The sequence below is a fragment of the Amycolatopsis alba DSM 44262 genome, from assembly GCF_000384215.1.
GTDB lineage: Bacteria > Actinomycetota > Actinomycetes > Mycobacteriales > Pseudonocardiaceae > Amycolatopsis > Amycolatopsis alba.
In genome coordinates this window covers 8,869,910-8,885,678 of sequence record NZ_KB913032.1, presented here as the reverse complement: position 1 = coordinate 8,885,678, position 15,769 = coordinate 8,869,910, and the positions used below count along the sequence as shown (strand labels likewise).

Annotated in this window: 7 protein-coding genes; 3 read left to right on the top strand and 4 right to left on the bottom strand. The window is 72.7% G+C overall.

From position 1 onward, the window contains the following. Positions 1 to 336: 336 nt before the first annotated feature. Genes AMYAL_RS0140850 through AMYAL_RS0140840 form a run of 3 tightly spaced genes read left to right on the top strand, consistent with a single transcriptional unit; the run spans position 337 to position 8,504 of the window. Positions 337 to 3,027, top strand: a complete 2,691-nt coding sequence (locus tag AMYAL_RS0140850; RefSeq protein WP_020637096.1) for an AAA family ATPase — start codon at positions 337 to 339, stop codon at positions 3,025 to 3,027. Continuing rightward, positions 3,024 to 5,771, top strand: coding sequence for an AAA family ATPase (locus AMYAL_RS0140845; protein ID WP_020637095.1), 2,748 nt, complete (start codon positions 3,024 to 3,026; stop codon positions 5,769 to 5,771). Before AMYAL_RS0140850 ends, AMYAL_RS0140845 begins: the two co-directional genes overlap by 4 nt. A gap of 9 nt (positions 5,772 to 5,780) precedes the next feature. Further along, positions 5,781 to 8,504: an AAA family ATPase gene (locus tag AMYAL_RS0140840; RefSeq protein WP_020637094.1), complete on the top strand. Its 2,724-nt coding sequence runs from the start codon at positions 5,781 to 5,783 to the stop codon at positions 8,502 to 8,504. 261 nt (positions 8,505 to 8,765) lie between these two features. On the opposite strand, the gene AMYAL_RS0140835 is transcribed toward AMYAL_RS0140840, so the two are convergent. From AMYAL_RS0140835 to AMYAL_RS0140820, 4 genes are all read right to left on the bottom strand, one after another. After that, positions 8,766 to 11,534, bottom strand: a complete 2,769-nt coding sequence (locus AMYAL_RS0140835) for a helix-turn-helix transcriptional regulator (RefSeq protein WP_020637093.1) — start codon at positions 11,532 to 11,534, stop codon at positions 8,766 to 8,768. A gap of 285 nt (positions 11,535 to 11,819) precedes the next feature. Then, complete coding sequence (locus AMYAL_RS0140830; RefSeq protein WP_020637092.1) at positions 11,820 to 13,376, bottom strand: MFS transporter; 1,557 nt, start codon at positions 13,374 to 13,376, stop codon at positions 11,820 to 11,822. Next, positions 13,373 to 14,311 (bottom strand): ACP S-malonyltransferase, encoded by a 939-nt coding sequence (locus AMYAL_RS0140825; RefSeq protein ID WP_245193336.1) that lies wholly within the window; start codon positions 14,309 to 14,311, stop codon positions 13,373 to 13,375. Before AMYAL_RS0140825 ends, AMYAL_RS0140830 begins: the two co-directional genes overlap by 4 nt. A 27-nt stretch (positions 14,312 to 14,338) precedes the next feature. Continuing rightward, entirely contained in the window at positions 14,339 to 15,751 is a 1,413-nt protein-coding gene (locus AMYAL_RS0140820) for a class I adenylate-forming enzyme family protein (RefSeq protein ID WP_020637090.1), read from the bottom strand. Positions 15,752 to 15,769: the final 18 nt, after the last annotated feature.

Genomic DNA, 15,769 nt, shown 5'->3' with positions numbered 1-15,769 from the left:
GAGGGGTGCTGACGGCGCCTGGTAGTCACCGGGGAGCGACCTCCTGGTTGCTGCCGATTCACGCCCTGTTTCCTTCTGTGGCGACTTCTGTCATTCTTCGTCGTGCCCGGACCCGCGCGCGGAGGCGCGCTGACCCGCGTTGTCGCCTGCTCGAAAATCCTGCCGGTGATCACACTTGCTCATCTGAGCGCCTGGTATCCCTGTAGTGAGGGATAACCCTTATCGAGGTTGCACGCTCTATTCGGTAAGACGATCACACGATGAGATGGAAGCACGTAAGCGATTGTTCGCTCTGTGTGACGGCAACGACTCCGATGGGACGACAGGGAGGCGGAGATGGTGGATGCCAACAGACCCGGACGCGCGCTGGCCGGACGTGACGACGAGCTGCGCAGGCTCGCCGCTCGGCTGAGCCCCGGTGCGCCCGGTGAAGGCTCCGTCATCGTCGTGCGCGGGCAAGCCGGGATCGGCAAGTCCAGCCTGCTGGACGCCGCGCTGGCCGCTCTCACGGACACCGTCGTCTGCCGGGGTGAAGGTGCCTCGGCCTCCAGGCAGCTGCTCGCGGACCTGCGCCGGTCGGGTGCCCGTGTCCCGGACCCGGACGACTTCGCCACCTGGTACGAGCATTTCGCGGACTGGGCGGGCGGGCGGTCCTCGATCGTGCTCGCCGTCGACGACGTGCAATGGTGTGATGAACCGACGGTTCGCTGGCTGAGTCTCCTCGCCCGGCACTCGACCAGGCTGCCGGTGCGGATGATCCTGGTCCGGTCGGCCGCCGACGGCCCGGACGGCGCGGCGGAACGCCTGGCGGACCTCGAATCCTGGTACGGCACCGAGGTGCTCGACCTCGGCCCGCTGCCCGCGGAAGCGGTCGCGGCGCTCGCGCGCGAGACGGTCGGATCGGAGCCGGGGGAGGCGTTCGTCCGGCACTGCGTCGAGCAGTCCGGCGGGAATCCGCTGCTGCTGCGGGAGATGCTCGACGAACTGGGCAAGGTCGCCTCCGGGATCGCTCCGGTGGCCGGATCCGCGGCGGGAGCGACGCTCATCCATTCCCTGTTCGCCGGTGTCCCGGACTACGCGCGGGCGGTCGCCACCGCCATCGCGGTACTCGGCGGGCAGGACCTGTCACTGGTCGCCAGGCTGGCCAAGGTGCCTGCCCGCACCGCCGGTACCGCCGTCGAACTGCTGCGGAGCCAGCACATCCTCGCCGCGGAAGGGTTTTCCTTCCGGCACGATCCGGTGCGGGACGGCCTGCTCGACGCTCTCGAACCCGCCGAGCTGGGCCGGTGGCGCCGGACCGCGGCGATCCTGCTGAGCGACGCGGCCGGTTCGCCGGAGGAGGTGGCCGAGCACCTGCTCGAACTCGCCGAGCTGGACTCGTGGATGGTCGACCTGCTGCGGGACGCCGCGAGCGGCGCCTGTGACCGGGGCGCGCCCTGGGACGCGCTGCGCTATCTCCGTCCCGCCGCGGCCGCCAGGCCCTCCGACGCGGGCCTGGCGGTTCAACTCGCCGAGACGGTCGCGCTGCTGGAACCGGACAGCGGATTCGACCTCCTGCGCCGCGCGCTCGAACTGCAGCAGGATCCGGTCGACCGGGCGAGGGCCGCGGTGAAACTGGGCCGCGCGGCGCTCGTCGCCCGTCGCTGCGGGACCGCCGTCACCGTGCTGGACCGGGTGCTCACCGTCCTCGGCGGCGAGATGGACCAGCAACTCCGCGGCCACCTCGAAGGGCTGCTGTGCCTGGTGGGCATCGAAGACCGCGACAGCCTGGCGAAACTCGACACCCGGATCCAGCCGAGGAAAGAGGACGGCCCGGAGGCCGTCGTGGACGCCCGGCATCTGGCCGTCTGCGCCGTCGTCGCCGCGCTCGACGGGACCCGGCCGCGCGAGGCCGCCGAATGGGCGATGCGCGCGATCCGCGGCTACACCCCGACCACCGACGATTCGGCCGTCAGCTCCGCCGTGCTGGCCCTGCTGCTGGCCGACGAGGTCGACGTCGCCAGGGACGAACTGACCAGGGCCGTCGAACTCGTCCCGGCACAGCGCAGCGAGTACCTCGCCTTCCGCGGCCTGCTCGGGCATTGGTGCGGGGACCTCGCCACCGCGGCCGCCGACGCGGGACAGGCCTACGCGCTCAGCCGCCGCGCCGAGGGGCGCACCGGCGGTGTCGTGCCGCGGATCGCGCTCGCGACCGTCGCGGCCCAGCAGGGTGACACCTCGAAGGCGATGAAGTTGTTGCGGGAAGCGGATTCCCCGCAATTATGGGAGCACACGGTGATGCGGCCGTGGTTCGAGCTCGTCGACGCGCGGGTGCACTGGGCGGCGGGAGATCGCGAGGCGGCGCTGAAGCTTTTCCATCGCTGCGGGGAGAGCCTCGCCGACGTCGGCATCGCCAACCCGCTGCTGGCGCCGTGGTGGTTCGAGGCGGCCTGCCTGCTGGCCGACGAGGGGCGTTTCGAGGCAGCCGCTGAACTCGCGGCCGAGGGGACCGGACCGGCGTCGCGGTGGGGCACCCCGCGGGCACTCGGGATGGCCAAGCTCGCGACCGCGGTCGCCACACGGGGCGGCGAGCGGATCGCGCTGCTCGAAGAGGCGGCGGCCGTCCTGGCCGGATCGCCCGCCCGCCTGGAGGAGGCACTGGCGGAGTTCCAGCTCGGCCGCGCGCTCGTCGACGCGGGGGACACCGCCGCGGCACGTACTCGCCTGCGCCGCTGTGTCGAGCTGAGCCTGCGGACCGGCGACCGTTTCCTGCTCCGCCGCGCCCAGCGGATCGCGGCCGAGGCGGGCATCCCGAGCGAGGTGACCCCGCTGGCTTCCCTGAGCCCCGCCGAACGGCATATCGCCAGGCTCGCCGGGCGCGGGGTCAGCAACCGGGTCATCGCGGAACGCCTCTTCGTCACCGTCCGGACCATCGAGACGCATCTGACCAGTGTGTACCGGAAGCTGCGGATCACCGGGCGGGCCGAACTGGCGGTGGTGCTGGGCCATCCCGAAGGCCGGACGGCCGTCCTCGAAGGTGTCCGGTGAGCGCGGTCCGGCGGCTCGAAGCCGAAAGCGCGGACGAACTCGTCGAGCGCGAGACCGAACTGCGCCTGCTCACCCGCCTCATCGGGGATCTCGAACACGGCCACGGCGGTTCCGCGCTCGTGCTCGGCCCGGCGGGCAGCGGGCGGACGGCGCTGCTGGACCAGGTCGCGTCGCTGGCCGCGGAGCGGGGACTGCAGGTGTTCACCGCGCGGGGATCGGCCACCGAGGCACAGTTGCCGTACGGGCTCCTTTCCCAGCTGCTCGCCCCGATCCCGGAGCTCGCGGACGTGCCGTGGCTGCACGCCGCGCTTTCGGACGGCACCGACGTCCAGGTCCTCCACGAACTGCTCTGCCAGCGGCTGCTGGAGTCGGCCCGGCGCTGCCCGGTCCTGCTGGTCGTCGACGATCTGATCCTGGCCGACGAGCAGTCCGAGGCCTGGCTGGCCGCGCTGCAGCGCCGCCGGGGGAGCGACCCCGTGCTGCTCGTCGCCGCTCATTCCGGCCCGCAGGACTCGGACGGGGACGACACTCCGCTGTTCCTCGGCGGTCTTCCCTGGGAGAACCGGCATGTCGTACGGCTGCGCCCGCTGAGCGAGGCGGCGGTGCGGCGGCTGGTGCACGCGGTCCCGGCGCCGCGGCTGCCCGTGGAAGAGGTCTACGCGGCCACGCGGGGCAATCCCGCCCTGCTCGCGGAGGTGCTCGCCCGGTCGTCCGCCGGTCCCGGCGCGGAGATCACCGCGATCACCGCCGACGCGCGCCGGGACACGGTACTCGACCTGCTCTCCCGGCTGCCGTCCGATCTCGCCGCGCTGGTGCGGACGATCGCCGCGATCGGCACCCTCGACGAGGCCTACCTGCGGCCGCTCGCCGCCCCGCTCGGCATGCCGCTGAACCGGGCCCTGCGGGTGCTGACGGACTCCGGCCTGATCGGGACCGATCCCGCCGAGCCGATGAACCCCCAGGTGGCCACCTGGGTGCTGGCCGCGACCGGCGCGGACGAGCGGGCGGGGACCCGCCGCCGGGCCGCCGAGCTCGGGCATCGCCGGGCCGCCCCGGAGGAGGACGTCGCCGGGCTGCTGCTCGGGTCCCAGCCGGTCGGCGAGGCCTGGGCGCTGGAGACACTGCACGCGGCAGCGCTGCGCCGCCGCGAAGCCGGGGACCACGCCGAAGCGGCTAGGTACTACCGGCGGGCGCTCTCCGAACCGGCGCCGCCGGGGACCTCGGCGCGGCTGCGGCTGGAGCTGGAGACGGTCGAGGCGTCGTCGTGCCCGTTCACCGGTGGCCTGAGACTGGCAAGGGCGACCAGGGTTTCCGGCGACGACACTGTCCGAACGCGACTGTCCGCTGTGGACTTGATGATGCAGCGAGGGGCCAGGGACGACGCGTTGCGCGAACTGGCCGTCTTGAGCGAGGCCGCGGTCGACGAACGGGATCGCACGGATCTGGTGGCGTTGCACTGGCTGGCCGAGGGCACCGGCGCCGGTGCCGCCCTGCACGGCATCCCCGCCCTGGCGGACCTCGACCCGGCCGCGCTGACCCCCACGCAGGCGGCCGCCGCGTCCTGGCTGGCGACGACGTCCTGCCGCGACGGGCGGGTGGCCCGCCGTCTCGCCAGGCGCGCCGCCGATCCGTCGCACGAACCCATGACCCTGTATTCGCCGCGGCTGGCGATGGCCATCACCTTCACGCAGACCGACGACGTACTGGAAGCACTTTCGGTCTACGAAGAGGTGATCGCGGACGCGAGCGCCGCCGGGGCGGGCGTGCCGGTGGCGCTCGGCCTCACCGGTCAGGCCTGGATCCATCTGCAACGCGGTCGTGTGCAGGCCGCCGAGGAAGCGCTCGCCAAGGCCGCCGCCTCCGGTCCGCCGGATGGCTGGCCCTCGACGGTCAGCGCGTCGCTGAGCACGATCGCGATCGCGGCGGCGCTCACCCGCGGCGATCTCGAAGCCGCCCAGCGCGCCGTCGACGCGGCCGCCGACGGCGGGCCGGTGTACTCCACGCCGTATCTGCTCTTCATGCGCGGGCTGCTGGAACTGGACCTGAAACGGCATCGGCGGGCACTGGGCCTGTTCCAGGAATGCGGCAGGCGGATGAACGCGGCAGGCTGGCTGAATCCCGGCCTCGTGCCGTGGCGTTCGCACGTCGCCATCGCGGCGCAGGCGCTCGGCGACGAGCACACCGCCTCCGCGATGATCGGCGAGGAATGGCGGCTGGCGCAGAACTGGGGCACGCGTACCGCGATCGGGCGGACTCATCTGAGCGCGGGCGTCGCGGTGCGGTCCGAGGACGCGGTGTTCCGGCTGACGCAGGCGGTCAACGCGCTCCAGCAGTCGCCTGCCAGGGTGCTCCTTGTCGAGGCGCTCCTGCTGCTGGCAGGCGCGCAGCTCAACCGCGGCCAGACCAGCGGCGTGCCGCGTCTGCTGCGCGAAGCCGAACGGCTCGCCACCGCGTACCAGCTCGCCTGGGCGACGTCGCGGATCGCGGACCTCGGGAAACGGCTGTCCGACCGGCCGCGGCGCTCTTTTCGCACGGCGTCCCGGCGCTGGCGGGCGCTCTCGCCCGCCGCGACCGATCTCGTCCGCCGCGTGCTCTCGAACGCCTCCAACGCCGAACTGGCGGAGGAACTGGGCGTGAGCAAACGCGCCGTCGAACTCCGGCTCACCGCGATCTACCGGCAGCTCGAAGTCACCGGGCGGGCCGAACTGCGGGAGCTGTTCGACGCGCTGGACAAGGAGCTCTGAGCCGCCGTGATGATCGAGCGAGCGGATCAGCTGGCCGCGATCGCCGGGGCGGTCGCCGAAGCCCGTGCCGGGGCGGGGGAGTTCGTCGTCGTCCGAGGCGGGCTGGGCGCCGGCCGGTCCGCGCTGCTGCACGCGGCGGGGGAAGAGGCCGCCGCGCGGGGCGTGCGCGTGGTCCGGGCGGCGGCGACGCCGTTGGAGCGAGGCGTCGCCCACGGCGTGGTCTGGCTGCTGCTGGAACCCTTGCTGGAGGCCGGTCGGCGCGGGGAACTGCTCACCGCGGTCCGGGCCGACAGCGAATTCCTCGCCGGCCCGCCCGACGCTCGCCGCACTCACCTCGTACTGCACGAACTGCTGGAGTTGTTCACCGAAATGGTGCGTGACACCGGCCCGGTGGCGCTGCTCGTGGACGATCTGCAATGGGCCGACGCGGCCTCGGCGCGCTGGCTCGCGTATCTGGCCAAGCGGATGAGCAGGCTGCGGGTCCTCGTCGTCGCGACCCTGCTGGAAGGCGACGATTCCGCGGACGACGTCGTGATCAAGGACATCGCCCGCACCGCGGCGCGCACGGTGCACGCCGCCCCGCTCTCGGCCGCCGGTGTCCGGGCCTATCTGACCGCCCGCTGCGGGGCCGAACCCGCGGCCGAGTTCGCGGACGCTTGTTACGCGCGGACCGGTGGTTCGCCGATGCTGCTGGACGCGCTGGTCAACACGATGCTCGGGCACGGTCTGCGTCCGGTCGCCTCGGCGGCGGCCGAGCTTGCCGCGCTGCGGCCTTCGCCCGCCGCGGCCCGGCTGACCCGGTGCCTGCGTGCCCAGCCGGACGACGTCCGCGCGGTGGCCAAGGCGATGGCCGCGCTCGGCGAGGCGACCGAGACCGGCGTCCTCGCCGAGCTCGCCGATCTCGACTCGCCGGACTTCGACGCGGCACTGCGCGCGTTGCGCAGGCTCGGTCTCGTCGAGGCCCCCGCCGACGGACTGCTGCGGTTCGCCGGGGAGATGGCGGGCGACCTCGTCGCCGATCAGCTGAGCGCGGACGAACAGGACCGGCTGCATCTGCGTGCCGCGAATGTCCTCTACCGCAACGGAAGGCCGGTCGAGCAGATCGGACGGCAGCTGCTGGCCACGGTCGCCGAACCCGAACCGTGGGCCGCCGACGTGCTGCGGACCGCGGCGAGCGCCGCGCTGGCGAACGCGTCACCGCAGACGGCCGCCCAGTACCTGCAGCACGCGCTGGCGCATCCGGGGGCCGATCGCGCCGAGCTGCTCGTCGACCTCGCCGCCGTCGAACGCGGTTACGACCTGCCCGCCGCCCATCGGCATCTGCACCAGGCGCTCGGCCTGATGCGGGATCCGGTCGACCGCGCGTTCGCGCTCGGCCTGCTCCCGGTGGTGGCCGGGGTTCGCTTCGCCGCGGACGTCCGCCGTCTCCGGCAGGTGCTCACGGAACTGCGGGACGTCCCCGGTCCTGAAGCGGCCGAAGCAGCCCTGCGCATGGAGGCCAGGATTCGGTACCACGAAAGGGGTGTGCCAGGGGTAGGGGACGCGGCGGCGGACCGGCTCGCCGAGCTCGGCCCCGCACCCGCCAGGGATTCTTCGGCCCAGCGGGAACTGGTCGCGGTCCTGCTCTACCTGATGACCGTCGCGGGTTCCGCCCCGCGCGAGTCCATTGTGGACCTGGCGCGGCAGGTGCTGGAACGGGAACCCGGTGCCCCGGACCAGATGTACACCACGCTCCCGCTCACCGTGCTGGTGCTGGCCGCCGCGGATTCGCTCGACGGCGTGGACTCCTGGCTCGCCGCGGCGTGCGGCCCGGCGGCCGATCCGGACCTCCCGACGCTGGTCGCCTGGGCGGGGCAGTCACTGGTCGCCTCCGCCACAGGACTGCTCGGCGTGGCCAGGGACCGGGCGCAGGCGGTGCTGACGTCGGCGGGGCCCAGCCGGGTCGGGATCACCATGACCGCGATGCGGGTGCTGGCCGAAATCGCGATGGAGCAACGGGATCCGGCGCTCGCGCGGCTGATCGTCGACAACCTGGAGGTCGAGCACGACCCCTGGCTGCGGTCGCTCGCCCACGGCACCCTCGCCCTGACCGAGGCCAAGCACACCGCGGCCGCCGAGTACTTCCTCGACTGCGTGCACCAGCTGGAGCGGTTCGGGAACCGGGTCCTCCTGCCGTTGCGCGGCCAGATCGCCCTCCTGCTCGCGGCGACCGACGATCCGAAGCGGGCCGAGGCCGTCGCGCAGGGCGAGGTCGATCGGGCGTTGTCGTGGGGCGCGCCTGCTTCGGTGGGACGAGCCCTGCGCATCCGCGCGACGCTGTTCGACCGTGACGAGGACGCCGTCCCGGTGCTGCGCGAGGCCGCGGAAATCCTGGCCCGCTCGGGCGATCGTCTCGAACTCGCCCGCACACTGGTCCTGCTCGGGGAACGCGGCACCGGCCCCGACGCCCGTGAGCGGCTGCTGGAGGGCCGCAGCCTGGCCGCGGGCTGCGGGGCGAGCTGGCTGACCGGATCCGCGGAGCCGTCGGACCAGCCGGACGGCGGCCTGCTGACCGCGACCGAGCAGCGGGTGGTGGAGCTGGCTGTTTCCGGCCGCCGCAACCGTGACATCGCGGAACTGCTGGAGGTCACCGTGCGCGCGGTGGAGAAGCACCTCACCAGTTCCTACCGCAAGCTCGGCATCAGCGGCCGCGCCCAGCTGGCCGCGGCGATGCGCGGCCACCGGGCGGGCTGAGCCCGTCAGGACTCGACGAGGGGCGCCCAGTCAAAGGTGCCAGGTCATCACCTTCCGCGGGTGTGGCCTCCGGTGGGAGAGCGTTGCGAAAGCCACTTTCGCAACGCTGAACGTTGTGAAAGTGGCTTTCGCAACGCTCTCCCAGGCGAGGGGCGAGGAAGTCGTGCCGCCCGAGGGCCGACACCCGTCCCGAAAGTGGCTTTCGGGACATCCGGAGACCGGCGCTCAGACCTGCCTGATCACAAAGCCCATCGGAGAGTCTCACGAGACCCGGCCGAGGCGGCCCTGCAGCCAAGCCGCGGCGAGCTCCACCCGTGAATGGCTGCCGGTGCGCTCGAACAGTGATGTCAGCCGGGCTTCGATGCGTTTCTCGCTGACCTGCAGCGCCGCCGCGATCTGCCGGTTCGTGTGACCGCTCGCGATCAGGCCGACGATGTGGCGTTCCAAGGGATCCAGGGGCGCCCGGCCGGCGCGGTCCACACGGTCCGGCGAAAAGGGGATCCGGTGCCGATCGAGCAGATCCGAAACGTACGACAGGGCCGCGACGGCGTCCAGCCGCTGCAACGTCCGGTGCGCCTCCAGCAACGACGGCGCCGGGACCGGGCTCACTTCGCCGAACGCCGTGCACGCTTGGGCGATCCGGAACGCGTCACCGGACTGCCGGGCGAGTTTGACGCCCGCGCGGACCGACTCCAGATCCCCGCGCACGAGACCCCCGCACACCAGCGCCGCCTCCTGGACCGAAGCGGTCGGGGTGCGGGCGGCCAGGCTCTCCAGCTCGGCGAGCAGGCGGGTCATGGTCTCGGTGTCCTCGAGCTGTCTCGCGCCGTGCAGGAGCCGGGCGAGAAGGCGTTCCATCCCCGCCCGCACCCCGCGTTCACGGCAGTCCGTGTAGTCCCGCAGGCCCTGGGCGACCGCCTCCTCATGCCGCCCTTCGGACTGGCGCAGACGGCAGCGGACCCAGGCGACGTAGCCATCGGCGGGAGTGCGGAAAGGCAAGCGGCGCAACCAATCCGCCGCCCGGTCCGGCCGGTCGCGCTGGGCGCAGATCTCCGCGGCGAACACACTCGCGAACCGGTGGCGGCGGGGCGGGTCCCACCACAGGCGGTCGCCCTCGATCCGCCGTGCCAGCGACAGCGCCGTGTCCCACTCGCCCTCGCGGTAAGCCTGCCGGATGGCGTGCCAGCCGACCGAAAAGCCGGTCGTCGGCGGCTGGTAGCGGCCGCGCAGCAGGACGTTCAGCACGCTGACCGTGTCGAGGACTTCGGCCGCTTCGGCGACGTCCTCGTGCGGCGGTCTTTCCGGTGGTACCAGCCATTCCTCCGCGGGTCTGCCCCCGTCGCCGGGCAGCGCGCCCAGCAGGATCCCGGCGCCGAGGGCGAACAGGTGATCGTCCTCGGCGCCGCAAGCACGTGCGAGCACCCGGACCGCCTCGGCGGCCACCGGCCGGTCGGCCCGGTTGACCGCGTCGAGCAGGCGGCGGCAGTCGCGACCCGTGCCGAGGGCGCGGGCGACTTCGGCGGCCAGCGGTCGCACGACGTCGAGTTCGGCGAGCCGTTGTTCGTGGGCGAGTGCGCCGAGCCAGCACAGCAGCACGGTGGCGGACAGCCGGGGATGCGGCCAGGCACCGGCGAGGCGCGGTACGACGACGATGGCGAGGTCGTCGGCCAGCGTGCCGTAGCCACCGGCCGCGAGGCTGTCGGAGAGCAAAGCCCGGAGCACTTCGGGAAACCGGTCTTCGGACGGATCGAGCAGCCGGAGCGCGGCCAGCCGATAGCGGCGAGCCGTCGGCAGATCGGTGCCCGCGCCCGCGGCCGCGGCGAGCACCAGGCTCGCCGTCTCGGGATCCGGCGGCGACGGCGGAAGCCCGGCGAGATGCGGGGCGATTTCGGCGGGGTCGACCGGTTGCCTGCCGAGGAGGCTCCGGACGATCCTCCGGTGCAGCACGGTGCGCCAGCGCGTGCCGTGCTCCAGCCGGAGCCTGTCGGCCAGCGCCGGGACGGCGAATTCCACCGCACCGTCCGTACCGGTGCGAAGGATCCCGGCCCGGACCAGATCGTCGAGGGCCTGACCCGTGGCGGACGGCGTCAGCGCCGCCGCGGAGGCCAGCCACGGCAGCCTTTCGAGGGTGGGAGCGCTTTGCTCGCTCAGTACCGCCACGATCGCGGCCAGCCGCCGGGCGAGTGGCCCGAGCCGCCGCAGCCGGAGCGTCTCGGGGTGCCCGTCGGGCAGCAGGATCGGTATCCCCGCGCCGGTCAGGCAGACGTGCTCGTCGATGACCGACAGCCTGCCGGTGGCGCGCAGGCCCGCGATCGTCACGCCGACCGTGCCGGGATTGCCGAACAGCGGCCCGAGTGCGGTGCGCACCGCGGTGACGAGCGCCGGATCGCTCGCGATCCGCCCGGCGCGGGTGGTCCAGCCGGGCAGCAGCGCTGTCGTCTCCGTCGCGGTCAACGGCCGGAGACCGATCGTGCCGTCGGCGATCGCGAGCAGCTTGCCGACCGGGCCGCCCGCCGGCTCCCGGCCGGTCACGGTCGCGACGGTGACCGTCCCCGCGGCGCGGGCGCCCTCGGCGACCAGGGTGAGCACGGTGGCGAGCTCCGGTGGCAGCAGGTCGAAGTCGTCGAACTGCAGCACGATCCGGCCGCGCGGGGCGAGCGTGGCGAGGACGGTGATCAGGTCGTGGGCCGTCGTCTGCGGTCCGGCACCGGAACCTGACTCGAGCCGGGCCCGGAGCCACGCGACGGCGCTGAGCATGCTGACAAGTTCGGGCCGGTCGAGCGCGGTGATCAGCTCGACCAGCTGGGTCGTCAGCCGGAGCAGGACGGTTTCGGGCGCGGGGCAGGCGGGCACCTGAAGGACGGCGGCGCCGGAGCGGCGTCCGCGCTGGGCCTGTCCGGAGAGGACGGTGCTGCGGCCGCTGCCCGCGGGCCCGTGCACCACCCAGATCGCGCCGGGCCCGGCGAGGAGCCGGTCCGACGCGGCCTGCGCGTCCTCCGGTCCGGCACTCGTGACGGCCGTCGCTCCCATTTCCCTCCTCGGCCGGCGCGGGACCACGGCGCGGCCGGGCGACGGTCGCTCCGAGCATGGCGCAAGGAGGACCGTTCGGTCGGGAGGTCAGGCGGCCGGGGCACCTTCGGCCAGCATAGTTGCCCCGGCGGACCACGGTCGACCACTTCGCCCGTCCAGGCTGTCGAGGAGAAGCGGTCTTCCGGTGCGTTTCGTCCTCTGGACGCGGTCCTTGCGCGTGCAACCACCGCATGCAGAGGACTAACCGCGAGGTAAGGCAAAGCTCTTGCGAGATCGCACCTCGCGCTAACCGCGGGTGCTCGGGGCCTCGGCGACGGGGTCGGGGTGAGGGGGTACGTCCGTCTCGATCACCTTCGGGACACCGCGCAGGCTCCGCAGCGCCACCACCGCGAGGACGACCATCACCGCCGCGCTGCCGAGCATGCTGGTCCGGATGCCGCCGACGAACGACTCCTCGGCCGCCGTGCGGACCGCCGTCGCCACCGGTTCCGGCAGGCCGGTCGCGACCGCCGCGGTCGCGCTGAACGACTCCCGCACCTGGGCGGCCAGCTCGGGCGGGACACCGGCGGGCAGCGTCAGCTCGGCGTGGTAGACCGCCGACAGCACGCTGCCGACCACCGCGATACCGAGCGAGCCGCCGAGTTCGTAAGCGGTGGCGGAGATCGCCGACGCGGCTCCGGCGCGGTCACGGGGGACCGTGCCGAGGATGGTGTCACCGGTGACGGTCAGGGTGAGCCCCGCGCCCGCGCCGAACGCGACCTGCGCGGCCAGCACCAGCACGTACGGCGAGTCCGTGCTCACCGCGCCGAACAGCCCGAAGCCGATCGACGCCAGCGCCAGCCCGCCCGACACCGTCGGCGCCCGGCCGAACCGGCGCACCGCCTTGGCCGCCAGGACACCGCCCGCGACGAGCGCGGCGATCGCGCCCGGCACGAACGCCAGCCCGGAGCGCAGCGGGCTCCAGCCCAGCACGAGCTGGAAATACTGACTGGAGATGAGAGCGAACGCCGACATCGTGAACACCGACACCAGGTTCGAGCCGACCGAGGCGGAGAACCCGCGGCGCCGGAACAGATCCAGGTCGATCAGCGGCTGATCGAGGCGTCGCTGACGGCGGCCGAACCACCACAGGGACGCGCCGCCGACCGCGAAAGCGCCGAGCACCTCCGGGTACCACAGGCCCACGTAGAAGGCGCCCTTCAGCGCGTACACCACGGCGACCAGTCCGACGATGGACAGCAGCACGCTGGGCAGATCGAGCCGCAACCGGCCGCTGGAGCGCGATTCGGGGACCACGCGGGCGGCGCCGAGGATCAGCAGCGCCACCGGGATGTTGACCAGGAACACCGAACCCCACCAGAAATGCTCCAGCAGGACCCCGCCGACGATCGGGCCGATCGCGAACCCCGCGGCCGACACCCCGGCGGTGACGCCCACCGCGGCCGTTCGTGCTCGCTGGGTGGTGAAGACCGCACGCAGCAACGACGTCGTCGACGGCAGCACAGCGGCGCCCGCGACCCCCAGCAGCGCGCGGGCCGCGATGAGCGTTTCGGAGCTCGGGGCGTAGGCGGCGACCAGCGAGCCCAGCGCGAACGCGGCCACCCCGATCAGGAGCACCCGCCGCCTGCCGAACCGGTCGCCGAGATTGCCCATGGTGACCAGCAGGCCGCCCATGGCGAAGCCGTAGACGTCCGCGATCCACAGCAGTTCCTCGGCCGACGCGCCGAGCTGGGTGGTCAGCGCCGGAACCGCCAGGTGCAGCACGGTCATGTCGATCGCGACCATCAGCTGCGCCAGGCAGGACACCATGATCGTCGCGATGTCGCGGGCCTTGGCGCTCATGCGGCCACCGCCTCGGGCAGCCGGGGCCGGGGTTTCGGTTTCAGGGTGTCCCGGAGACCCGCGCGCAGCAGGGTGAACGCCGACGTCAGCCCCGGCAGCCGGTGCAGCAGGTGGTCCGGACCGGCGACGAGGACCCGGCCGACGCCGAGCCTGGCGAACCGGTGGACCAGCCCTGGCAGCCGGACCGCGTTGACCGTCGACTCCAGCAGGAGCGACGCCGCCTCGTCACCGGTCCGGACCGGCTCTCCGTCCTGATCGGACACGATCGGCAGGACCGGATCCGCGAATCCGAACCCGCCGAAGACCTCTTCCGCCAGCCTGTCGCGCAGCCCGCCGAGCACCTTCGCGTGGGCCGCGGGACGCATGGTCGTGAGCGCGTACCCGCCCGCCACCCGCACCCGCCGGACGAATTCGTCCAAATCGGACTCCCGCAGGGTCACCAGGTGGACCTCGTCGTCGAACCGGCCCGACAGCTCGTGGCCGATCCCGTCGAGGATCCCGCCGAGCGCCGGTTCCGGCGTCCGCACGATGAACTGGCTGACGAGATCCTGGTGCGCCGTCTCGAAATACTCCCGTTCCCGGCTCGCGACCGCGTCGACGAGCCGGACGAGATCCGCCAGCGGGAGGGCACCGGCGCGGACCACGGCGGCGCGTTCACCGAAACTGGCGCCGCCGACCGCGACCGGCACCAGCCCGTGCTCCCGCTCCGCGCGTTCGGCGAGCGCCAGCGACGCGAGCACGAACGCGATCTGGGTGTGCTCGTCGTACTCCTCACCCGTTCTGGCGAGCGGATCCAGCAGGGAGCGCCCGAGCGCGTGCTCGGCCACGCCGAGCAGGCGCCGGGCCAGGGGATCGATGACGAGGAACCGGCCCAGTTCCGAGGCACGGGCCGGGCCCATGCCGGGGAAGAGGACGGCATCGGTGGAATTGTCCACAGTGCACACCCAGTTTCATGGTGGGGATCAGAGTTGTTCGGCGGCGGCGAACTGCTCCAGCCGCTTCCGGTCCGGCTTCCCGTTGCGGTTCAACGGGAACTGATCGGTGACGAGGACGCGGTTCGGCTGTTCCGCGGGCGGCAGGACGCCGCAGATCCGGTCACGCCAGTACCGCGAGTCCCGCTGAGCGTCGTCCTCGACGACGAACACCAGGCTCGACCCGCGACGCTGGTCGGGCAGCGCGACGATCTTCGCGGAGCAGCCCTCACCGGCCAAGCGGTGCTCGATCACCTCGGGGTGCAGCGTGTGCCCGTTGCGGTGCACCGCCCGCTTGCGCCCGACGACGAACAGGTTCCCGTCCGCATCGAGCCTGCCGAGGTCGCCGGTGGCGTACCAGCCGCGGTCGACCGGGAGCACCTGACCGGTGCCGTCGAGGTAGCCCTCCATGAGGTCCGGGTCGAGCACGAACAGCTCGCCGACCTCGTCGTGGGGCAGCACGGTGCCGTCATCGGCCCGCACCTCCAAGGTCAGTCCTTCGACGATCTGACCGCAGCCGCGCGGATTCCCGATGTTGGCGAAGGCGACATTGCCCATTTCGGTGCTGCCGTAGCTGTCGAGCAGCGGCATCCCGAACAGCTCCTCCGACTGGCCGACGACGCCGGGTTCCAGCGGGGCGGCGCCGCTGCACAGCATGCGCACGCGGGCGAATTCCTCTTTGAGCGCGGGACGTTTGCCGATGATGTTGAACAGGCTGCGGTAGGTGGACGGCGTCGCGTCGACGACCGTCGCCCCGGCACGTCCGGCCAGCCGCAGCGCCCGGTCGGGACGGCGGTAGGGCGCGATCACCAGCGAGCAGTCCCGCAGCCAGGCGATCATCACCATGGACAGGCCGTACTGGTGGTTGAACGGCAGCAGCGGCAGGAGGACGTCTTCGGCGACATGGCCGACGAGGTCGGCGTTGCGCTCCAGGTTCTTCAGGAACCGCGCGCCGTTCTTCGCGACACCCTTGGGGACGCCGGTCGAGCCGGACGACCACATCACGAGACTGTCGGGCAGCTTTTCCCAGACGTCGAAACGCAACTGGACGTCGGTCGGGTTCCGGTCGGCGGCGGCGACCATGATCTCGTACGTGTAGGCCGATGGCGCGTCCGCCGGCATCGGCGCGTCGTCGTCGATCACGGCCAGCACGACCCCGGAACCGGCGATCGTCTCGGCGGTGCGGTCGGCGTGCTCCATGTGGTCGACGAGCACCACGGACGCGCCGACATGCATCAGCGCGACGAGGATCGTCAGATAGGCCAGCGTGTTGTCGGCCTTGAGCAGGACACGGTCTCCGGAACCGACACCGCGGTCCCGGAGCACTTCGGCGACGCGGAGGGCCTGCTGTTCGAAGGCAGCGCCGCCGGTGACCGCGTCGGGGGAATAGATCTTCGCGAACATGGGGAAGTCCTTTCCGCT